Below are 20,590 nucleotides of genomic sequence, written 5' to 3'. Positions count from 1 at the left end.
CTGAAAGAAGAGGGCCGGGCGATGCATCGCCCGGCCCTTTGTCGTTTTGATCAAGTTTCCTGCAGTCAGGCCAGCATTCGCACCTTGGGCTCGCGGTCCCACTGGCGGGTGCGGGCGGGGGCGAGGAAGGCCTCGGCGTCCTCGGACAGATCAATCACGCCGGCGTCGGGCTCGACGCCTGCCTTATCGAGCAGGGGCTGGGCTTCAGGCGTGTGGCCGATGGCCTTGAGGTGGCCGAAGGCGTCTTTGGCGAAGTCGACTACGGCGCCTTCCTTCAGCAACTGGGCGCAGCCGTCGTCGGACAGGACGATGGCGACGGCGTCGAACAGGACCGACGGGCTGCCGGCCAGTTGCCCGTCTGCGGCCAGGGCCTTGCCGCCCTTCAGCTTGGCCCCGCCGATCTTGGGCGCGACGATGAAGACCGAGCCGCCGTCGCCTTCAACCGACGCCTTTACGGCGTCGACGACCGCGCCGTCCGAACCGTCGGCGACGAGGATGGCGACCTTTCGGCCCTTCAAAGTATCGGGATATTTGCCGACGATGCGCAAGGCGGGCGAGGCTTCGAGATCAATGGGCACCACGCCGGGGTCGGACGCCTTGGGCAGGGACAGGTTCAGGCCGTCGGCGACCCGCTGAGCCAAGGTCTCATCGACGTTTTGCAGATTGGCCAAAACGCGCTCGCGAACGTGGGCAAGCGACACCTTGGACAGTTCGAAGACGATGGCGCTGGCCAGGTGGGCCTGCTCGATCTCGGTCTGGGAGCGGAAGAACAGCCGCGCCTGGCTGTAGTGATCGGCGAAGCTTTCGGCGCGCAGCCGGACCTTTTCGCCCTCGACCGGGATGGGCGCGGTGCGGAAGCCGCCCTTGGGATCTTCACGCGGGCCGCCGTCCTCGCCTGCCTCGGACAAGCTGTTGGGTTCGTAGTTGGCGCGGCCCTTGGGCACGGCCATCTGCATATGGCCGTCGCGCTGGAAGTTATGGAAGGGGCAGCCCTTGGCCTGGTTGATCGGGATCTGGTGGAAGTTGACCGTGCCCAGTCGCGACAGCTGGGTGTCCTGATAGGAGAACAGCCGCCCCTGCAGCAGCGGGTCTTCCGAAAAGTCGATGCCCGGCACGATGTTCGTCGGCAGGAAGGCGACCTGTTCGGTTTCCGCGAAGAAGTTGTCCGGGTTGCGGTCCAGGACCATGCGGCCGATCACGCGGATCGGATGGTCTTCTTCCGGCACCAGCTTGGTCGCGTCCAGAATGTCGAAGGGCAGGGCGTCGGCCTGTTCCTGGGTGAAGAGTTGCACGCCGAACTCCCATTCGGGGAAGTCGCCCTGATCGATGGCTTCATACAGGTCACGGCGATGATAGTCGGGATCGGCGCCGGCGATCTTGACCGCCTCGTCCCAGCAGGTGGATTGCGTGCCCAGCTTGGGCCGCCAGTGGAACTTGACCAGGGTCGCCTCGCCTTCGGCATTGATCAGCCGGAAGGTGTTGACGCCAAAGCCTTCCATCATGCGCAGGCTGCGCGGGATGCCGCGATCCGACATGGCCCACATGACCATATGCATGCTCTCGGGCATCAGGCCGATGAAGTCCCAGAAGGTGTCGTGGGCGCTGGCCGCCTGGGGATAGCCCTTGTCGGCCTCCATCTTCACCGAATGGATCAGGTCCGGGAACTTGATCGCGTCCTGGATGAAGAAGACGGGGATGTTGTTGCCGACCAGATCCCAGTTGCCTTCGGTCGTGTAGAATTTGACCGCAAAGCCGCGCACGTCGCGCGGCGTATCGACCGAGCCCGCGCCGCCGGCGACGGTCGAGAAGCGGGTGAACAGTTCGGTCTTCTTGCCGACTTCGGTCAGAATCTTCGCGGTGGTGAACTCCGACAGACTGTCGGTCAGTTCGAAGAAGCCGTGGGCGGCCGAGCCGCGGGCATGGACGATCCGCTCAGGGATACGCTCGTGGTCGAAATGCTGAATCTTCTCGCGAAGGATGAAGTCTTCCAGCAGGGTCGAGCCGCGCGGGCCGGCCTTCAGCGAGTTCTGGTTGTCGCTGATCGGCGTGCCGTGATTGGTGGTCAGGCGGGTCTCGGGCGTCGAGGCGGTCTGGTGCACCTTTCCGGCGTTGCCGATTATCGGCGCGCCGGCCGGCTTTGCGTTCTTGGCCATCTTGGGAGTCCTTTGGAGCAGCGGCGCAAGCGGAAGCCACGCGCGTTCCCGAAGACAACTCGGTGGAGGCGCAATAGTTCTGTGCGAGTTCGCGCACAGGCATGCCCGATCGTCCCTAGAAAAGTTCGCTCCGTATGCGGCGCGCCCTTCGCAGGAGGCGAGGCGGCGTTTATGAGGCGAAAATGATCGCACGCCTTCGCCCCGTCCCGTTCGACCTCGGTCCCGTTCATTTCGTCGGCATCGGCGGCATCGGCATGAGCGGCATCGCCGAGATCATGCTGAGGATCGGCTATTCGGTGCAGGGCTCTGACGCCAAGGCGAGCGCCAACACCGAGCGACTGGAACAGCTTGGCGCCAAGATCTTCATCGGCCACGACGCCGCCCATGTGGGCGAGGGCGTTTCAGCGGTGGTCTATTCGACGGCGGTCAAGGCCGACAATCCCGAGATGAAGGCGGCCCGCGAGCGCCGCATCCCGCTGGTGCGTCGGGCCGAGATGCTGGCCGAGCTGATGCGGCTGCAGTTCTCGATCGCGGTGGGCGGCACGCACGGCAAGACGACGACGACCTCTATGGTGGCGGCCCTGCTGGATGCGGCGGGCCTGGATCCCACTGTGGTCAACGGCGGCATCATCAACGCCTATGGCACCAACGCGAAGGTCGGGGACGGCGACTGGATTGTGGTGGAGGCGGACGAGTCGGACGGCAGCTTCCTGCGCCTTAAGTCGACGGTGGCCATCGTCACCAATATCGACCCAGAACATCTGGACCACTACGGCGACTTCGACGGGGTGCGGAAGGCGTTCGTAGATTTCGTCGAGAACATCCCTTTTTACGGGTTCGCCGCTGTCTGTATGGATCATCCCGAAGTGCAGAAGCTGGTCGCGGCCATCGATAACCGGCGGCTGGTGACCTACGGCGTCAATCCGCAGGCCATGGTGCGGGCCGACAATGTCGAGATGGGGCCGGACGGCTGCCGCTTCGACGTGGTCATCCAGAATGGCGAAACTCATACGATCTCAGGCGTCCATCTGCCGATGGCCGGCTGGCACAATGTGTCGAACGCCCTGGCCGCGATCGCCGTGGCGCGCGAGCTGGATGTGTCGGACGACGCGATCCGAGCGGGCCTTGCCGGCTTCGGCGGGGTCAAGCGCCGCTTCACCACCACGGGCGTCGTGGGCGGCGTTCGCATCGTCGACGACTACGGCCACCACCCTGTCGAGATCGCCGCCGTGCTGAAGGCCGCGCGCCAGGTGACGGAGGGTCGCGTCATCGCCGTGGTTCAGCCGCACCGCTACACGCGCCTGCGCGACCTGATGGACGAGTTCTCGACCTGCTTCTCGGACGCCGACAGCGTGATCGTCGCCGACGTCTATCCCGCCGGCGAACAGCCGATCGAAGGCGTGGACAAGCATGCTCTGGCCGACGGGGTGCGCCGCTACGGCCACCGTCACGTCCAGGCCTTGGAGAACGCCGCCGTCCTGCCCCGCCTGATCAAGGATGAGGCCAAATCCGGCGACGTCGTCGTGCTGCTGGGCGCCGGCGACATCACCAGTTGGGCCTATGGCCTGCCCGCTCAGCTGGAGGCTCTGGCGTGAAGGGTCTGCCCGAGGTGCGCGGCAAGCTGCTGCTGAACGAACCGTTGGCGCCCTATACCTGGTTCCGCGTCGGTGGGGCGGCCGAGGCCCTGTTCATTCCGGCGGACGCCGAGGATCTGGCGGATTTCCTCAAGGCGCTGGACCCGGTCGTGCCGGTGACGGTTCTGGGCGTCGGATCGAACGTCATCGTCCGTGATGGCGGGGTCGAGGGCGTGGTGATCCGCCTGGCGGGCCGCCCGTGGGCGCAGATCACGACGAACGGCGACACAGTTACGGCCGGCGCGGGCGCGCTGGACTCCATGGTCGCCAAGGCCAGCGCCAAGGCGGGAATCGCCGGGCTGGAATTCTACGCCGGCATTCCGGGCACGATTGGCGGCGCCCTGACCATGAACGCTGGCTGCTACGGCTCCGAGACCAAGGATGTGCTGGTCTCGGCTTGGGGGCTGACGCGAACAGGCGAGCGGGTCGATTACGCTCTGGCCGACTTCGGCTACACCTATCGCCATTCCGAGGCGCCGGCCGACATCATCTGGATCGAGGCGACCTATCGCGGCACGGCCGACGAACCCAAGGCCGTTGCCGCCCGGATCACCGAGATCACCAGCCGGCGCGAGACGACCCAGCCGATCCGCGAGAAGACGGGCGGCTCGACGTTCCAGAACCCCGAGGGCCATTCGTCGTGGAAGCTGGTGGATGAGGCCGGCTGGCGCGGCAAGCTGCACGCCAAAACCGGGGGTGGGGCCAAGTTCAGCGAACTGCACTCCAACTTTATGATCAATCCCGGCGAGGCAACAGCCGCCGACATCGAAGGCCTGGGCGAGGCGGTTCGCGCTGATGTGCTGGCCAAGACCGGCGTTCTGCTGGAGTGGGAAATCAAGCGGATCGGCCGGGCGGGATAAAAAATCGCGCGCAAAAATGGCCGGCGGACGCGAATGGTTGACGGCCTGTTAAACATGTAGGCCCCAATCCAAGGCGTCATGTCCCGCGCTTTCAAAGATCTTCATGTCGCCGTCCTGATGGGCGGCGTTTCCGCAGAGCGGGAGGTGTCCCTCTCGTCGGGCGAGCAGTGTGCGCGCGCGCTGGAGCGGCAGGGCGTGCGCGTCAGCCGCGTGGATGCCGGGCGGGATCTGGCCAATGTGCTTTCGGGTCTGATCAAGCCGGACGTGGTCCTGAACTGTCTGCACGGCGCCTGGGGCGAGGACGGCTGCGTCCAGGGCGTGCTGGAAACCCTGCGTATTCCCTACACCCATTCCGGCGTGCTGGCCTCGGCCCTGGCGATGGACAAGGACAAGTCCAAGGCCGTGTTGCGGGCGGCGGGCATCAAGGTGCCGGGCGGTGGCCTTTACGATCGTCACGAGGTCGCCAGCCGCCACGTCATCGACCCGCCCTATGTGGTCAAGCCGAATGCCGAGGGCTCGTCCGTCGGCGTCTTCCTGGTGCGCGAGGGCGCCAACCGTCCGGTCTCCGAAGTGGGCGAGCCGGGGTGGACTTACGGCGAGCAGGTCGTCGTCGAGCCCTATATCGCCGGCAAGGAGTTGTGCGTCACCGTGCTGGGCGAACCGGCCGGGCCGCGCGCCCTGACCGTCACGGACATCACCCCGACCAAGGGGTTCTATGACTATGAGGCCAAGTATGCGCCGGGCGGGTCGGTGCACGTCCTGCCGGCCGTCCTGCCGCCGCACGTGTTCGAGAAGGCGCTGCGTCAGGCCGAGGCGGCGCACGTGGCCATGGGGTGTCGGGGCGTGTCGCGATCCGACTTCCGTTATGATGATGTTAAGGACGATCTGGTCCTGTTGGAGGTCAATACGCAGCCCGGCATGACCCCGACTTCGCTCGCGCCCGAGCAGGCCGCCCATACCGGGATGAGCTATGACGATCTGGTTCGGTGGATGGTGGAGGACGCCTCATGCCCGCGGTAGTTCGCGGCGGCCGGCGACAGGGTTCTAATCAGGCTCCACAACGCGGTTCGGCTTCCAAGGGCGGAGGCCGGTCGCGCGGCGGGGCCCAGAACGCGTCCGCCGTTCCCGGCAAGATGGCCGCCATCGGCCGTGTCGATATTTCGCCCCGCACCGCCGTGATCGCCTTGGGCGCCGGCGCCCTGCTGCTGGTCGGGGTTCTGGCCACAGGCGCTCGCGCTGAGCGGATCGGCGCCTCGGTGTCGCATGGCCTGGACAATGTGACGGCCGGCATGGGCCTGACGCTGAAGCGGGTGCACATCACCGGCGCCTCGCCGGAGGCCGAGCCGACGATCCAGCGCGCGCTGGGCCTGTATGCCGGTCAGCCGATCACCAGTCTGGATCTGGACGCCATTCGCATGCGGGTTCAGGGCGTGGGTTGGGTCAAGGAGGCGCGCGTGGTTCGCCTGTTGCCCGACACCCTGATCGTCGAGGTCAAGGAACACGATCGCCTCGCCGTCTGGCAGCAAGCCGGTCAGATCAAGGTCATCGACAACCGGGGCCAGGTCATCGACGGCGCCGATGCGCGTCGCTATCCGACCTTGCCGCTGGTCGTGGGCAAGGGCGCCGATGTGGCGGCGGGCGAAATCCTGCCTCTGCTGGCCCAGCGCCCGCGACTGATGGGGATGGTGGACGCCCTGGTGCGCGTGGACGAGCGCCGCTGGGACCTGCGTCTGAAGGACGGCAGCCTGATCCAGCTTCCCGCCACCGAACAGGAGGCGGCCTTGATCCGCCTCGATGCGCTGGACCAGCGCGAACGCCTGCTCGACCTGGGCTTCGCCCGGGTCGATCTCAGAACCCCGGACGAGGTCGCGGTGCGACCCGCCGGCGACGCCTAAGGACCGTAAAGACATGACCAAGCAACGCGGCGCGGCGAATGATCACGGTCGGGGCATGGATCCTCGCGCCGGACGTGCGCCCGTGGTCGCCGCGCTGGATATCGGTCAATCCAAGGTATCGTGCTTCATCATGAAGCCGGACGGCGTCCGTCACGCCGACCGCACCATCCGCGTCGCGGGCGCCAGCCATGTCCAGTCCAAGGGCGTCAGGGGCGGGGCCATCATCAATATGGATGAGGCGGCCCAGGCCATCGGCCACGCCGTCGAACGCGCCGAGCGCGCCGCCCAGAGCCCGGTATCCGGCGTCGTCGTCACCACGGCCATCGGCCAGATGGCCAGCCACCGGGTCCAGGCCCGCGTGTCCCTGGGCGCCAATCCGGTCGGGGACGCCGATCTGGCGCGCGCCATCGGCATGGCCCTGGCCCAGATTCGCCTGCCCAACCGTCGCCCAATCCACGTCCTGCCCATCGCCTGGTCGGTCGACGGTGCGCGCGGCGTGCATGATCCGCGTTCGATGCGGGGCGGCTCGCTGGGGCTGGACCTGCTCGTGGTCTCGATGGCCGAGAACGTATTCACGACCCTCAGCCACTGCCTGGAGCTGGCCCACCTCGACTTGCAGGGCGTCGCCGCTGCACCCGTCGTCTCGTCCCTGGCCGCGCTGGAAGAAGACGAGATGGATCTGGGCGCCGTCTGCATCGACATGGGCGGCGGCTCGACCAGCGCCGCGGTCTGGGGCGGCCGCTCCCTGCTGCATATTGAAAGCCTGAACGTCGGCGGCGATCATGTCACCTCCGACATCGCGCGCGGCCTTTCGACGTCAAAGGCGGGCGCCGAACGGCTCAAGACCCTGCACGGCTCGGCCATGGCCAGCGCCAACGAAGACCGCGAGATGCTGGAGGCCCCGCCGCGCGGCGAGGACGCCTCGGCCGGCCCCGTCATCGTCCCGCGCGCCATGCTGAAGACCGTCATCGCGCCCCGCGTCGAGGAAACCCTCGAACTGCTTCGTGACCGGCTGAAAAACGCAGGCGTGGGGCTCGAGCCCGGCGCCGGCTTGGTCCTGACCGGCGGGGCCAGCCAGCTGAATGGCGTGCGCGAACTGGCGGTGCGCGTCTTCGACCGTCCTGTCCGCCTCGGAAAACCCCAACGGGCGCCACATTTGGCCGACGCCGCCTCCGGCCCCGCCTTCTGCGCCACCGCCGGCGTCCTCCTCCGCGCCGCCTACGGCCCGCGTGAGGCGGTGTCGGCCAGGAAGCTGATGGCGCGGCAGATCACGGCTGCAGACGCGCCGCGTATTCACCGTGGCAACGTTGTCGGACGCGTGGCGGGCTGGCTCCGTGACAATCTCTAACGCACCATTCCAAACTGTGATGCAATTGTAACATAAGCGTCCCGGATTGGCCTCAATGAAGTCGCATTGCTTGCGTGGTTCTCATTTTGGGCTAATCGAAGACACGATCAGAGGGGGCGGTTTGTCCGCATCCGCGTGTTTCGTTCTCGCAGGGGCCATTTTCATATGCTTTCGAAGCGTAAATATCTCTTCAGCACCACAATCATCGCCGGCGTAATGGCCGCTGCTGCGCCTGTTTGGGCTCAGGCGACATCGACCACTACAAGCACAAGCACCTCGTCCAACGATCAGGACCAGGAAGACGCGACGCGCGTCCAGGACGTCGTGGTGACCGGTTCGCGTATTCGCGGCGTGTACAACTCGCCGTCGCCGGTTCAAGTCGTGACCAAGGACGATTCGACCCTGCAGGGTCTGGCGTCGACCAGCGAACTTCTCCAGAGCAATGCTGTTACCGGTGGCACCTCGCAGATCAATAACCTTTACACCGGCTTCGTCACCAACGGCGGCCCGGGCGCGAATACCATCGGTCTGCGCGGCTTGGGTCCGACCCGCACCCTGCTGTTGCTGAATGGCCGTCGTGTTGCGCCGGCCGGTTCGCGTGGCTCGGTCGGCTCGGCTGACCTGAACGTTCTTCCGTCCGCTCTGATCTCGCGTATCGAGGTCCTGAAAGACGGTGCTTCGTCGATCTACGGCTCTGATGCTGTCGCCGGCGTTATCAACATTGTCACCCAGAACGATCTGGAAGGCGTTGTCGTCGAAGGCCAGTATAACGCCACGACCGACGCCAATGGCGGCGGTGATCGTTCGCGGTTCTCGATTTCTGCGGGCCACCAAGCTGAAAACTACAGCATCATCGGTTCGGTTGAGCGCTACGACCAAGAGGCGCTGCTGGTTGGTGACCGTGACTTCGCGCGTTGCCCGACGCAAGGTTTCCTGAACACAAACCCCAGCTACCAGAACTACATCGACCCGCTGACCGGTCAGCCGAAGTGCTTCTCTCTGGATAATGGCGGCGTCACGATCAATACGCTTGGCCTGAGCAGCCGCGCCGGCATCGGCGCTGCGGGCAGCCTGACGCCGGGAGCGCTTGGCACCTTCAACCGTTTCCGTCCTAACTCGGCGATCACGACGGGCGTCGTGGGCTTCGAGGGCGTCGGCGGTACGTCGTCGCCGAATACCAACGTGCGTGACACCTACGATCCACGCATGCTGGAAGCCACGCTGTTCTCGCCAGTCACGACGACGACGGCCTTCCTCGGCGTCAATGCCAAGCTTGGCGGAATTGAGCTGTATTCTGAATCGCTGGTGAACCGTCGCGAATCCTCGCAACTGGATTTCCGCCAACTGTCGCTCGACTATGCTGTCGGCAGCCTACTGTTGCCGGCCAATATTTCGGGCGGTTCGGCGTTTTCCGTCGACCAAGGTCTGAACGGCGGCCGTAACGTCCAAGCTCGTGCCTTCATTGGTTTCGGTCTCTACGAGGCGAAGCAACAGGTTGATTTCGCCAAGCAGACCATCGGCGCACGCGGCAATCTGCCGTTCCGCGACTGGCGCTGGGACACCTATGCCAGCTACACGCGCTCTAAGTCCGAATACACCTATGAGCAGTTCCTGACCTCCGAACTGATTAAGTCGCTCAACGTTGTGGTCGCTCCTGCCGGCACGCCGGCGTCGCTAACCCGCACGGGCATTGGGCCGACCGGCTCAGTCACAGTCACCTGCGCCGTCAACCTCACCGATCCGACCGCAGGGTGCATTCCGGCTCCGTTCTTGACGAACGACACTCTGGCGGGCCGCCTGCCGGCCAACTGGATCAGCAAGGTCGTGCGTCCGGTGACGGGAACCACCGAGTACAATGAGACTGTGTTCAGCGCGGGTATCGACGGTTCGCTTCTTACTCTGCCGGCCGGTCCGCTGAGCTTCTTCCTGGGCGCAGAGTTCCGTAAAGCCGACATCGACGACACGCCTGGCTTGGATTCGCAAACCGGCAACACCTACAACTTCTCGACCGCCGCCATCACCCGCGGTAAGGATGCGGTGCGTGAAGTCTTCGGTGAAATCGAAGCGCCGCTGCTGCGAGATGTGCCGTTCGCCCACGAACTGTCGCTGTCGGCTTCGGCGCGCTGGACGGACTATGACTCGTACGGTGACGACACGACCTACAAGATCGGCCTGAACTATGCGCCGGTTGAGGGTGTCCTGTTCCGGGCCACTTACGGCACTTCGTACCGTGCGCCTGCGCTGTTCGAGCAGTTCCTGGGCGCCACGGCCGGCTTCATCGCCAGCACCAACGACGTCTGCAACAACTACGACGCCACGACGACCAACCCGAACCGCGCAGCCAACTGCGCATCGCAAGGTCTGCCAGCTGGCTTCACTGCAACCAGCAGCGTCCGCGTGCTTCAAGCGGGTGGCGCGGCTGCGGGTCTATCGGCTGAAACCTCGACCAACTTCACGGGCGGCATCGTTCTGACGCCGACCTTGCCTGAATCCTTCGGGCGCCTCGCGTTTGCGGTGGACTACTACAAGATCGAGCTCGACAACTCGGTCTCTCAAGTCGGCGCGGCTTACATTCTGTCCCAGTGCTACAACTCCTCGCAGGCCGAGTTTGCGGCCCGCAGCGGTTACTGTGCATTCGTCTCGCGTGACACGGCTACCCGCGCGCTGACGGTGACCAATGGTTACGTCAACATCGCGACCAACTATGTGGAGGGTATCGATTACAACGCCCGCTACACTAGGGAGGAAGTGTTCGGTGGTCGTATCTCTGCCAACCTGGCAGTTACGCAGTACCTTTCGCGCTATTCGCAGCTGTTCCCGACCGATCCCATCTATGACGCGATCGGTACGACCAGCGATCCGGAATATACGGCTCAGTTCGATCTGACCTTTGCCAAGGATCAATGGCGCGTCCGTTACGGTATCGACTGGACTGCGGCGACCTCGGACGAGGAAGATCAACAGGCTCGCAACGGGTACAGCCTGCTGAACGACTTTGGCATCGATACGCGTCTGAACGACTACTTCCTGCATAACGTGTCGGCGCAGTGGGCGGCCAAGGACTTCTCCGTGACTGTTGGCGTCCGTAACCTGTTCAACGCGGAGCCGCCTTCGGCTTCGGGCTACTGGTTCGCCGGCGTCGGCAACGCGCCGATCTACTCCGGCTACGATTACTATGGCCGTACGGCGTTCGTGAACCTCTCCAAGAGCTTCTAAAACTCGTAATATCCAAGACTGCGATGAGGGTTGGCGACGAAAGTCGCCAACCCTTTTCGCATTTTGCGGACGAACTCAGCCCCGGAGCCTCCCCGCCGCCGAGGTCATCTTTTTCCCAGCAACGCTTTCGGTTTGGGGTGTTCTTCGGTCCGACTCACATTATCGCCGTAACCTTCTCTTAACCTTCATGGGCGCAATCCTTAACGCGCTCATAACCAAAGCGATTCGGCGGGGCGGTCGGTTGGTTTGAAGGGGCGGGTCAGCAGGTCGGAAACAGAAAATGTCGCTTTCATTGGTCAAGCCGCAACACACTGAACTGAAGCCCCGCATCGTCGTGTTCGGCGTCGGCGGCGCCGGCGGCAACGCCGTGAACAATATGATCGACGCCGGCCTCGAAGGGGTCGAGTTCGTCGTGGCCAACACCGACGCGCAGCACCTCAGCTTCGCCAAGACCGATCGCCGCATCCAACTGGGCGAGACCATCACCCAAGGCCTGGGCGCCGGCGCCCACCCCGAAGTCGGCATGAACGCCGCCGAGGAATCCGCCGACGAGATCCATCAGCACCTGGAAGGTGCGCACATGGTCTTCATCACCTGCGGCATGGGCGGCGGCACCGGCACCGGCGCGGCGCCGGTTATCGCCAAATGCGCGCGTGATCGCGGCATCCTGACCGTCGGCGTGGTGACCAAGCCCTTCACCTTCGAAGGGCGTCACCGCATGCGTCTGGCCGATGCGGGCGTCGCCGAGCTGCAACGCTATGTCGATACCCTCATCGTCATCCCCAACCAGAACCTGTTCCGCGTCGCCAATGAGCGCACGACCTTCGCCGACGCCTTCGGCATGGCGGACCAAGTGCTGCACTCGGGCGTCCGCTCGATCACCGACCTGATGATCCTGCCGGGCCTGATCAACCTGGACTTCGCCGACGTGCGCGCCGTCATGTCCGAGATGGGCAAGGCGATGATGGGCACGGGCGAGGCCACGGGCGACGACCGCGCCCTGTTGGCGGCCCAGAACGCCATCGCCAACCCGCTGCTGGACGAGACCAGCCTGAAGGGCGCCAAGGCCGTGCTGGTGAACATCACCGGCGGTCTGGACATGACCCTGCTGGAAGTCGACGAGGCCGCCAACGCCATCAGCGCAGAAGTGGACGGCGACGCCAACATCATCTTCGGCGCGGCCTTCGACCCGGCTCTGGACGGCAAGATCCGCGTCTCGGTCGTCGCGACCGGCATGGACGAAGGCGAGGTGCGTCGCATCGAACCCATCGCCCCGCCGGCCGCCAGCGCGCCGCTGGCCAGCCATGACGCGCGCCGCTCGGCCGGCGGCCTGTATGGCACGCAAGCCTCGCGCGCCCCGGAACCGACCCGCGACACCTATCGCGAGCCGGTCCGCGCAGAAGCTCCCCGCGCGCCCGAGCCCCGCATCGAGCCGGCGCCGGTCGTACCGACCTTTCAGGCCCCTGCCGCTCGCGAACCGGAACCGCGCCCCGAGCCGGTGATCCGCGTCGCCGAGCCGCAGCCGCGCACTCTGGACCCCATCGTCGATCCGTGGGTCGAGGAATATGAAACCCGCGCACCGGCTCCGCGCGTCGCGCCGCAAGGTGATCTCTACGAGCGCGCCGCGCCTGCGGCCCAGCAACCCCAAGCTGACGACGGTTACGACGACCGTGACCACCGCCGGAGCGGCTGGAGCCTGTTCGGGCGCGGCAAACGCACCCAGCCTCAGCACGATATGTCCTATGCGCCGCAATCGTCGCATTCGGCGCGCTCATCGGCTCAACCGGTCCAACAGCCAGAACCGGAGGCGGGACAGGCCGATGACGACCTGGAAATCCCATCCTTTCTCCGCCGTCTGGCCAACTAAACGTCCCAAATGACGATGAAACGCCCCGGAGCCCGCCTCCGGGGCGTTTCTCGTTCTCGGATGTGTCTCAGACCGAAACAATCCGAAACTGGACTTTGATTTCGCGCTTGCGGCATGACCGCTAAATGAAACCCAGGGCGCAATCCGCACGGCGTGCGGCGCGCAAAGGAAAGAGCGAGTTCAGGTTTGTCGGTCAGAAACGACCATCACGAACGCACCATCGTCGCCCCGGCTATCATCGCCGGAGTCGGGGTGCACACCGGCCGCCGGGTGCGGCTGGTGGTTCGGCCTGCGCCGTCGGGCACGGGCATCGTCTTCATGCGCACCGACATCACCGACCGCGACAACCGCATTCCGGTGTCGGGCGATGCGGTCGTTGACGCCCGCCTGAACACCATGATCGAGAACGGCGCGGGCGTTCGCCTGTCGACGATCGAGCATCTGATGGCCGCCTTCGCCGCCTTGGGCGTGTCGAACGCCGTGGTCGAGGTGGATGGACCGGAGCTGCCGATCCTGGACGGTTCTGCGCTGGAGTTCGTGAAGCTGCTGGATCGGGCCGGTTTCCGACCGCAGCCGACGCCGCAGCGCTATATCGAGATCCTGGAAACGGTCCATGTCGTCGAGGGCGACAAGCATGCGGCCCTGATACCGTGCGACCGCTACGAGATGCGGTTCGAGATCGACTTCCCGTCGGCCGTGATCGGCAATCAGGTGATCGATTTCGTCGTGGACGAACCGACCTTCCGCAAGGAGATCATGGCCTGCCGCACCTTCGGCTTCGCCCATGAGGTCGAGGCGCTGCGCAAGGCGGGCCTGGCGCGCGGCGGATCGCTGGAGAACGCCGTGGTCATCGACGGCGACGAGATTCTGAATCCCGGCGGCCTGCGCGTGGAACGCGAGTTCGTGCGTCACAAGGCGCTGGACGCCATCGGCGACCTGTATGTGCTGGGCGCGCCCCTGCTGGGTCGTTACGAAGGCTACAAGGCCGGCCACGCCCTGAACAACAAGCTGGTCCGCGCCCTGCTGGCCGCCCCGCACGCCTGGCGTGAAGTGACCCGCGTGCCGGAACTGGCGCGCGCGGGCTAGGCCCCGATCACCGCAATCAATCGACCGAAGTCCGGCTCGCCGTGCTGGAAAGCGCGGCGGTTCGAATAGAACCGCTCTGCGTCCGCGCAGGTGTCGTGGCCGGTCCAGACGGCCTGGCCGACCCCCGCCTGCTGCAGCCGCCACAGGACAAAGCCGGGCAGGTCGAACTGGCGTTTGTCGTCGGACTCTCTGGGGTGGAAGAAGCGGTCGCTGCCAGGATCGTGGTGGGTGAAGCGATCTTCGAAATCGACGCCGACCTCATAGCTGGCGGGCGCGATGCAGGGGCCGACGACGGCGACCACACGCCGAGGCTCGGCGCCCAGGGCCTGCATGGCGGAAACGGCGGAGTGGATGACGCCGCCCAGCGCGCCCTTCCAGCCGGCGTGGACGGCGGCGACGATGCGGGTCTCGGGATCGGCCATCAGGATCGGCGCGCAGTCGGCGGTCAGGACGGAACACAGCAGGCCCGGCTCGGCCGAGACGACGGCGTCGCCCTCCGGACGATCGCCATGCCAGGGACCTTCGGCCACACGCGCCACGGCGGAATGGATTTGATAGCAGCCGTTCAGATGGTCCGGGTCGGCGTTGAAATGGCCCGCGACACGCCGGCGGTTTTCGGCGACGGCGGCCGGGTCGTCCTTGGAGCCGACGCCAGCGTTCAACCCTTCATAGAGGCCGGTCGAGACGCCGCCCGCGCGGGTGAAGAAGCAGTGGGCGATGCCGGCGGCGGTCAGAAGCGGGTGGGTGATAGGGGCCAGGTCGCTCATGCCCCCACCTATATCAGGCGTCCCAGCCGGGCACGACTAGGGATCGGGGGGCGAAGATGGCGGCGGCCTTGAACAGGGCGCCCATCTGGTCGTCGCCGGTCAGCCGGTCCAGCTGGCGGTCGATGACGCCCGAGGCGGCAGGCCGGCCAGCTTTCAGCGCCTCGGCGCGGGCCTCGATGCCCAGCCGGCGCAGGAACTCGCTCTGGGGCAGGCTGCCGGTGACGTCGGCGCCCGTGCGAACGGCCGCTTCCAGCACCAGGGGGAAATCGGCCCATTGGGTCAGGTCGGCTTCGCCGGGCGTGGCGAGGGGATCGACCTTCTGGTGACGACGCAAGGCCTGGAGCGTGTCGCCGGCTTCGGGCCGGGCGCGGCCATAGTCGATCAGCAGGGCGGCGCCCGAGGCGGCCTTCATCAGCAGGCCGAGGTGGCGGCCGAAGACCGCCTGCTGGTCCGAAATTTCCAGAATGCCGCCCGGCGCGATCTCGAAGTCCGGCTTTGGAAAGCCGCCGGATATGGCGGTCAGGCCGAACATCAGGTCGCCATCGTCTGTGACGCCGATGCGGCGCTCGGCCCAGCCGCCGTCGGTGCGGACGAACTGACGGGCGGGCATGCAGTCCAGCACTTCGTTGGCGATCAGGATGACCGGCGCGTCGGTCTCGATCGCCGTCAGGCTGCGGACCCAGCGCGGCGACAGGTCGGCGTCGGCCAGGGCCTTGGCCTGCAGATCGCGCAATGGCGCGCTGGGTTCGATCAGGATCAGATCGCAGGCTTCGAGAAAGCCGGGGACCAGGCGGGCGGCGCGCAAGGCGTCGCTCATCAATGTGCCGTCGCCGGGGCCGACCTCGACCAGCCGGAACCGCTCGGGCGCGCCCAGCCGGTTCCAGGTTTCGATCGCCCACAGGCCGATCAGTTCGCCAAACATCTGGCTGACCAGGGGGGCGGTGATGAAGTCGCCGCGCGCGCCCAGATCCGGACGCGACGCATAGTAGCCGCCCTTGGGATCGTGCAGGCAACGGGTCACATAGTCGGCGACCGTCATCGGGCCCGTCAGGGCGATCTCGCGCGCCAGACGGGCCTTTAAGCTTTCAGCCTGGCTCATGCCTCAGCGGAGACCGGCGGACGCTTCCACGCGCGCCAGATCAGCCAGGCGCCGACCAGGATCATCGGGATCGACAGCATCATTCCCATGGTCAGGCCGAACGGGAAATCCGGCATGCCGATATCCGGCTCGCGCACATTCTCCAGCGCCGCGCGGCAGACGCCATAGCCGACCAGGAACAGGCCGGTGATATAGCCGGGCTTCTTCAGCAGGCCGAACTTCCAGATCGCAATGGAAAGGACGGAGAAGAGGACGATCCCCTCAAGACCCGCCTCATAGAGCTGGCTGGGGTGGCGGGGCGCATCGCCGGCGGGGCAGAAGCCGTACATCTGTTCGATGCGGGCGTTGCAGAAGCGCACGGCCCAGGGAACGGTCGTCTCGCGGCCCCACAGCTCGCCATTGATGAAGTTGGCCAGGCGGCCGAACATCAGGCCGATGGGCACGACGGGCGCCACCAGATCACCAAGGCGCAGCATGTCGATCTTCTGCGACCGGGCATAGAGGACGATGGCCAGGCAGACGCCCAGGAAACCGCCGTGGAAGCTCATGCCGCCGGTCCACAGCTGGAACAGTTCGAACCGCTCGCCCAGCGTCTGGCCGGTGAACAGCTGGCCGTACATGGCCGGCTTGTAGAAGAGGGCGTAGCCGAGGCGCCCGCCGAGGATGATGCCCAGCACGATCCACAGCACCAGGTCGTCCAGTTGCGTCGTGGTGACGGGCGGCTTGCCCGGCGCCCACAGGCGCTGGGTCTTGGCCAGACGCGCGGCGTACCACCAGCCCAGCACGATGCCGGCGACATAGGCCAGGGCGTACCATCGGATCGGAAGCGGTCCGAGGTGGATCAGGACCGGATCGAATTCGGGAAAGGGCAAGGGGCGTTCCTGTGCGGGACTGTCTTTGACAGCGGTTTAGCAAGCGTCGCCGCCGTCGTCGCCTGTGAAGACGCATCACGACGCCTTGATGGCGCCCGCGAAGCAGCAGAAAGAAAGGTTTCGTTCACCATAGTCGGTGAACCTTCGTTAACGACGTTGAGGTCGGAGCCGCCATGCAGACCCGCAATCCCATTCTGGACGAGTTCGCCAAGCTGACGACCGGCGCCATGGGCCTGGCCCAGGCCGCAGGCGAAGAGGCCAAGACCGCCTGGCGCGCCCAGGCCGACCGGATCGCCGCCGAAATGGACCTGGTCCGTCGCGACGAGTTCGATGTTCTGAAGGACGAGATCGCCGCTCTGCGCGCCGAGCTCGCAGAGCTGAAGGCCGTTCAAAAGCCGGCTGCAAAGCCCGTGAAGGGAACGTCCACAGATGGGACTCAACCCGGGGACGCAGCCGGTTGAGCCGAATCTGCGAACAGGCTTACCGTTCTGTTAACGCCCGCGATTCTCGCGGACGCAGCGTGAAAGACACTTGATGGACATCGCCCGGCCCGAGGAAGTGGACGTGCCCTTCGACCCGCTTGAGGTCGTCGAGCATGTGCTCACGGCCGAGAACCTTCCCTTTGACCGCACCGACGACGGCGACCTCGCCTTTGCGCTGGCCGGCGACTGGAAGGACTATGAGCTGTGGTTCGCCTGGCGTCCCGAGGGCGACTGTCTTCAGCTGTGCTGCGCGCTGGATCTGAAGGTGGCCAAGAGCCGCAAGACGGCCGCCTATGAACTGGTCGGCCTGATCAACCAGCGCACCTGGATGGGCCATTTCGAGGTCTGGGCCGAGGATGGCGAGATCGTCTTCCGCCATTCGCTGGCCTTGCCGATGGGCGAGCGCCCGACCCTGGCCCAGGCGGCGTCGATGATCGACGCGGCCATCGAGGCTTCGGATCGCTACTACCCCGCCTTCGACTTCATGGTGCGCGGGAACAAGAAGCCGCAGGAGGCGATCGATGCCTGCCTGTTCGAGACCGTCGGCACCGCTTGATGCCAAGCGCGGCATCTGTGCCGGGTGCCGTCGTCCTGGTCGGCTGCGGCCGACTGGGCTCCGCCATTCTGGAAGGCTGGCTGCTAACCGGGACGGTGGCGGCGTCTGACCTGATTATTCTCACCCCCTCTGAAAAGCCGGCGGCCGAAGTGGCGCGGGCCAAGGGCGCGCGGATCAATCCGCCGCTGGAGGCTCTGACCCAGGCGGCGGCCATTGTGCTGGCGGTGAAGCCGGCGCTGTGGCGCGAGGTCATGGCTCCGCTGGCGCCGTTCCTGAACGACCGGGCCGTCATCCTGTCGGTCATGGCGGGCGTGACGGAGCCGACCCTGGCGGAAGGCCTGGGAGGCTGGCCGATCGTGCGAGTGATGCCGACGACCGGCGTGTCGCGCGGGCGCGGCGTGGCCTCTGTCTGGTCGGCGGACCGGCGCGCTGAGGGCATCGGGCGGGCGTTGTTCGAGCCGATGGCCGAGACGGTCGTGCTGGCCGACGAGGCGCTGATGGATGCGGCGACGGCGGTGGCCGGCTCGGGCGCAGCCTATTTCTACGCCTTCACCGAAGCGCTGGCCCGGGCCGGGGAGGCGGCGGGTCTGGATGCGGCGACGGCGGACGTGCTGGCGCGCGCGACGTTGAGGTCCGCAGCCGACTCCATGGGCGACGATGCGCTGGACACCCTGATCGGGCGCATCGCTTCACCGGGCGGCTCGACCCGCGCCGGGCTTGACGCCATGGCGAAGGACGGCCGCCTGACGACGATGCTGGACGAGACGGTCGCGGCGGCGGTCAGACGCAACCGCGAGATGGGCGCTTAGAAGCGTCCGCGCTCGATCTGATCGCCGAAGCGCTCGAACGCTCGGTTGGCGTCACGCCAGACGCTGTAGCCCCAGACGTCGTTGATGCTGGGCGTGAAGTAGGAATAGTCCACGGGCCGCGTCACGCCGTCCGCCATCACGATCTCGCCCTTGATGGCCGCGCCGCCGACGGACACGCTGCGGATCGGGTCGAGGCCCGGCGTCTGACGGACCTGTTCGAAGGTCGGCCGGTTCGGCTTCAGATCGACCAGGACCAGATTGGCGGTCGCGCCTGGATAACGCTGGGCCAAGGCCTTGCCGACCTCGGCCTGAAGGCCGGCGATCTGTTCGTTGACCTCGCGGTCACCGAGCTTTTCGACCTCGCGCTGAAGCTGCGGCCCGACCGTGACGTTTACCGTCGGCGCCTGAGCCTGAGCCTGAGCCTGAGCCTGAGCCATGGCGGCGACGGCAAGGGTCGCGGCCAGGGGTGCAAAGAAGGCGAGTTTACGCATCGAAATCATCTCCAAGCCCTGTCGCCCTCAAGATGACCCTTGCAGCGCCGTTCCGCCAGACCCTGCCGACGAAAGCTTTCAAGCCTTAAGCGGACTCGGCGACGGTGACCGCGCCGGGGATGCGGATCGTCGCTTTCAACCCGCCCAGTTCGCTGCGATCCAGGGTGACGTCGCCGCCGTGGCCGCGCGCCACATCGCGCGCGATGGCGAGGCCCAGACCGACGCCCTTGCGGTTCTGATTGCGGGACTCGTCCAGGCGCGAGAAGGGCCGGAAGGCCTCATCATACATGGCTTCGGGAATGCCGGGCCCGTCGTCCTCGACGATGATCTCCAGCCCGCCGGACGCCAGGGCGCGGGCCGACAGGCGCACGTGGTCGCCGTGGGATGCGGCATTGCCGGCCAGGTTCACCATGGCGCGCTTGAAGGCGAGGGGGCGGACCGAGGCGGTCAGTCCCTCTGCAACCACCACCTCGACCTCGGCGCCGGCGCGTTTCGCATCCTCGCCGGCGGCGTTCAGTAGGTCGGAAATCGACACCGGCTTGGGCGGCTCTCCAGCTTCGCCGCGGGCGAAGTCGAGGTATTCGTCGATCATATGCTCCATCTCGTCCAGGTCGCCACGCATGGCCGACTGGCGCTTGAAGGGTGGAGCCAGGGCCAGTTCGAGGCGCAGACGGGTCAGGGGGGTGCGCAGGTCGTGGCTGACCGAGGCGAGCAGGGCGGTGCGCTGATCGATGTGGCGCTGAATGCGGTCGCGCATGGCCATGAAGGCCACGGCGGCGGCGCGGACCTCGCGCGCGCCATGCGGCTTGAACCGGGGCACGGTTTCGCCGCGCCCGAAGGCCTCTGCCGCGTCGGCCAGACGCTCGATGGCGCGGACTTGATTGCGGATGAACAGGATGGCGACGCCCATCAACAGGACGGTCGCCACCGCCAACCACAGGACGAAGATATGGGCCTGGGTCGCCACCGCGCGCTCGCGTGGGGCGATGATGCGCAGGACCCCTTGCGGCTCCTGCACCTGGATGTCGACGTAGGCGGGATAGCGGGTGGTGTCGAACCAGTAGGGGCGGTCTAGACGGGCATCCAGGGCCTTGTCCAGCACCCGGTCCACCACGCCGATGGCGCCGCGACGTTCTTCGGTCGGAAGGGTGCGCCCATCCTGAAGCACGATGGACAGGGACATCGACCGCTCGGCGCGATTGGCCAGCTTGTCCAGGTTCGCCGGGCTGGGGTCGTCCTCATAGCTTTCGACGGCCCAGGCGATGTCGCCGGCCAGGCCTTCGGACAGGCGCGCGGTCACGGTCTGCCAGTGGGCGTCGAAGAAGACCCAGGTCACCGCCATCTGCATGACCAGCACAGGCAGGACGATGATCAGCAGCGACCGGCCCCACAGCGAGGTCGGCAGGCGCCGCTTCAGGAAACGCGGCCACAGATAGGCGGGCAGAAGCCGCATCG

Annotated in this window: 17 protein-coding genes; 11 read left to right on the top strand and 6 right to left on the bottom strand. The window is 66.2% G+C overall.

Annotation, left to right across the window (positions count from 1 at the left end; all coding sequences use genetic code 11):
* Positions 1 to 65: 65 nt before the first annotated feature.
* The gene (locus VH88_RS06050) at positions 66 to 2,153 is read right to left on the bottom strand and encodes a catalase (RefSeq protein ID WP_045810419.1); all 2,088 of its coding nucleotides are present in this window, start codon (positions 2,151 to 2,153) and stop codon (positions 66 to 68) included.
* Between the two features lie 182 nt (positions 2,154 to 2,335).
* On the opposite strand from VH88_RS06050, the gene murC reads away from it, so the two are divergent.
* The 8 genes from murC to lpxC all read left to right on the top strand — a co-directional run bounded on the left by murC (position 2,336) and on the right by lpxC (position 14,059).
* Positions 2,336 to 3,748 (top strand): UDP-N-acetylmuramate--L-alanine ligase, encoded by a 1,413-nt coding sequence (gene murC, locus VH88_RS06045; RefSeq protein ID WP_045810418.1) that lies wholly within the window; start codon positions 2,336 to 2,338, stop codon positions 3,746 to 3,748.
* On the top strand, positions 3,745 to 4,647 hold the full coding sequence (gene murB / locus VH88_RS06040; protein WP_045810417.1) for a UDP-N-acetylmuramate dehydrogenase: 903 nt from the start codon (positions 3,745 to 3,747) through the stop codon (positions 4,645 to 4,647). The genes murC and murB overlap by 4 nt, the downstream gene beginning before the upstream one ends.
* Before the next feature lie 78 nt (positions 4,648 to 4,725).
* Positions 4,726 to 5,667 carry a D-alanine--D-alanine ligase gene (locus VH88_RS06035; RefSeq protein ID WP_045810416.1) on the top strand — a complete coding sequence of 314 codons (942 nt, stop codon included), beginning with the start codon at positions 4,726 to 4,728 and terminating at the stop codon, positions 5,665 to 5,667.
* Entirely contained in the window at positions 5,655 to 6,542 is an 888-nt protein-coding gene (locus VH88_RS06030) for a cell division protein FtsQ/DivIB (protein WP_045810415.1), read from the top strand. The genes VH88_RS06035 and VH88_RS06030 overlap by 13 nt, the downstream gene beginning before the upstream one ends.
* A gap of 55 nt (positions 6,543 to 6,597) precedes the next feature.
* Positions 6,598 to 7,890 carry a cell division protein FtsA gene (gene ftsA, locus VH88_RS06025; RefSeq protein WP_039247066.1) on the top strand — a complete coding sequence of 431 codons (1,293 nt, stop codon included), beginning with the start codon at positions 6,598 to 6,600 and terminating at the stop codon, positions 7,888 to 7,890.
* Between the two features lie 165 nt (positions 7,891 to 8,055).
* Positions 8,056 to 11,106, top strand: coding sequence for a TonB-dependent receptor domain-containing protein (locus tag VH88_RS06020; protein ID WP_045810414.1), 3,051 nt, complete (start codon positions 8,056 to 8,058; stop codon positions 11,104 to 11,106).
* A 280-nt stretch (positions 11,107 to 11,386) separates the two neighbouring features.
* Complete coding sequence (ftsZ, locus tag VH88_RS06015; RefSeq protein ID WP_045810413.1) at positions 11,387 to 12,973, top strand: cell division protein FtsZ; 1,587 nt, start codon at positions 11,387 to 11,389, stop codon at positions 12,971 to 12,973.
* Between the two features lie 186 nt (positions 12,974 to 13,159).
* Positions 13,160 to 14,059, top strand: a complete 900-nt coding sequence (gene lpxC / locus VH88_RS06010) for a UDP-3-O-acyl-N-acetylglucosamine deacetylase (protein ID WP_045810412.1) — start codon at positions 13,160 to 13,162, stop codon at positions 14,057 to 14,059.
* Here the strand turns inward: lpxC and pgeF are convergent.
* Genes pgeF through lgt form a run of 3 tightly spaced genes read right to left on the bottom strand, consistent with a single transcriptional unit; the run spans position 14,056 to position 16,797 of the window.
* Complete coding sequence (pgeF, locus tag VH88_RS06005; RefSeq protein WP_045810411.1) at positions 14,056 to 14,826, bottom strand: peptidoglycan editing factor PgeF; 771 nt, start codon at positions 14,824 to 14,826, stop codon at positions 14,056 to 14,058. The genes lpxC and pgeF overlap by 4 nt on opposite strands.
* Positions 14,827 to 14,839: 13 nt before the next feature.
* On the bottom strand, positions 14,840 to 15,925 hold the full coding sequence (locus VH88_RS06000; RefSeq protein ID WP_045810410.1) for a class I SAM-dependent methyltransferase: 1,086 nt from the start codon (positions 15,923 to 15,925) through the stop codon (positions 14,840 to 14,842).
* The gene (lgt, locus tag VH88_RS05995; protein WP_045810409.1) at positions 15,922 to 16,797 is read right to left on the bottom strand and encodes a prolipoprotein diacylglyceryl transferase; all 876 of its coding nucleotides are present in this window, start codon (positions 16,795 to 16,797) and stop codon (positions 15,922 to 15,924) included. The genes VH88_RS06000 and lgt overlap by 4 nt, the downstream gene beginning before the upstream one ends.
* A gap of 173 nt (positions 16,798 to 16,970) precedes the next feature.
* On the opposite strand from lgt, the gene VH88_RS05990 reads away from it, so the two are divergent.
* The 3 genes from VH88_RS05990 to VH88_RS05980 all read left to right on the top strand — a co-directional run bounded on the left by VH88_RS05990 (position 16,971) and on the right by VH88_RS05980 (position 18,644).
* Positions 16,971 to 17,258: an accessory factor UbiK family protein gene (locus VH88_RS05990; protein ID WP_045810408.1), complete on the top strand. Its 288-nt coding sequence runs from the start codon at positions 16,971 to 16,973 to the stop codon at positions 17,256 to 17,258.
* Positions 17,259 to 17,331: 73 nt separating this feature from the next.
* Positions 17,332 to 17,835 (top strand): YbjN domain-containing protein, encoded by a 504-nt coding sequence (locus VH88_RS05985; protein WP_017504503.1) that lies wholly within the window; start codon positions 17,332 to 17,334, stop codon positions 17,833 to 17,835.
* 17 nt (positions 17,836 to 17,852) lie between these two features.
* Positions 17,853 to 18,644 (top strand): pyrroline-5-carboxylate reductase, encoded by a 792-nt coding sequence (locus tag VH88_RS05980; protein WP_231576587.1) that lies wholly within the window; start codon positions 17,853 to 17,855, stop codon positions 18,642 to 18,644.
* On the opposite strand, the gene VH88_RS05975 is transcribed toward VH88_RS05980, so the two are convergent.
* Both VH88_RS05975 and VH88_RS05970 read right to left on the bottom strand, forming a co-directional pair.
* Positions 18,641 to 19,135: a hypothetical protein gene (locus VH88_RS05975; protein WP_045810523.1), complete on the bottom strand. Its 495-nt coding sequence runs from the start codon at positions 19,133 to 19,135 to the stop codon at positions 18,641 to 18,643. The genes VH88_RS05980 and VH88_RS05975 overlap by 4 nt on opposite strands.
* Before the next feature lie 85 nt (positions 19,136 to 19,220).
* On the bottom strand, positions 19,221 to 20,588 hold the full coding sequence (locus VH88_RS05970; protein ID WP_045810406.1) for an ATP-binding protein: 1,368 nt from the start codon (positions 20,586 to 20,588) through the stop codon (positions 19,221 to 19,223).
* Positions 20,589 to 20,590: the final 2 nt, after the last annotated feature.

Origin of the sequence: Brevundimonas sp. KM4, from assembly GCF_000964075.1 — a bacterium.
GTDB lineage: Bacteria > Pseudomonadota > Alphaproteobacteria > Caulobacterales > Caulobacteraceae > Brevundimonas > Brevundimonas huaxiensis.
The sequence above is the reverse complement of the archived record's forward strand: the minus strand, read 5'-3'. Positions and strand labels throughout refer to the sequence as shown.

What these genes read in the sequence shown, in the direction of transcription:
- VH88_RS06050 (WP_045810419.1), bottom strand. Translation starts at nt 2,153, where the DNA reads ATGGCCAAGAACGCAAAGCCGGCCGGCGCGCCGATAATCGGCAACGCC.
- murC (WP_045810418.1), top strand. Translation starts at nt 2,336, where the DNA reads ATGATCGCACGCCTTCGCCCCGTCCCGTTCGACCTCGGTCCCGTTCAT.
- VH88_RS06035 (WP_045810416.1), top strand. Translation starts at nt 4,726, where the DNA reads ATGTCCCGCGCTTTCAAAGATCTTCATGTCGCCGTCCTGATGGGCGGC.
- VH88_RS06030 (WP_045810415.1), top strand. Translation starts at nt 5,655, where the DNA reads ATGCCCGCGGTAGTTCGCGGCGGCCGGCGACAGGGTTCTAATCAGGCT.
- ftsA (WP_039247066.1), top strand. Translation starts at nt 6,598, where the DNA reads ATGGATCCTCGCGCCGGACGTGCGCCCGTGGTCGCCGCGCTGGATATC.
- VH88_RS06020 (WP_045810414.1), top strand. Translation starts at nt 8,056, where the DNA reads ATGCTTTCGAAGCGTAAATATCTCTTCAGCACCACAATCATCGCCGGC.
- ftsZ (WP_045810413.1), top strand. Translation starts at nt 11,387, where the DNA reads ATGTCGCTTTCATTGGTCAAGCCGCAACACACTGAACTGAAGCCCCGC.
- pgeF (WP_045810411.1), bottom strand. Translation starts at nt 14,826, where the DNA reads ATGAGCGACCTGGCCCCTATCACCCACCCGCTTCTGACCGCCGCCGGC.
- VH88_RS06000 (WP_045810410.1), bottom strand. Translation starts at nt 15,925, where the DNA reads ATGAGCCAGGCTGAAAGCTTAAAGGCCCGTCTGGCGCGCGAGATCGCC.
- VH88_RS05990 (WP_045810408.1), top strand. Translation starts at nt 16,971, where the DNA reads ATGCAGACCCGCAATCCCATTCTGGACGAGTTCGCCAAGCTGACGACC.
- VH88_RS05985 (WP_017504503.1), top strand. Translation starts at nt 17,332, where the DNA reads ATGGACATCGCCCGGCCCGAGGAAGTGGACGTGCCCTTCGACCCGCTT.
- VH88_RS05975 (WP_045810523.1), bottom strand. Translation starts at nt 19,135, where the DNA reads ATGCGTAAACTCGCCTTCTTTGCACCCCTGGCCGCGACCCTTGCCGTC.
- VH88_RS05970 (WP_045810406.1), bottom strand. Translation starts at nt 20,588, where the DNA reads ATGCGGCTTCTGCCCGCCTATCTGTGGCCGCGTTTCCTGAAGCGGCGC.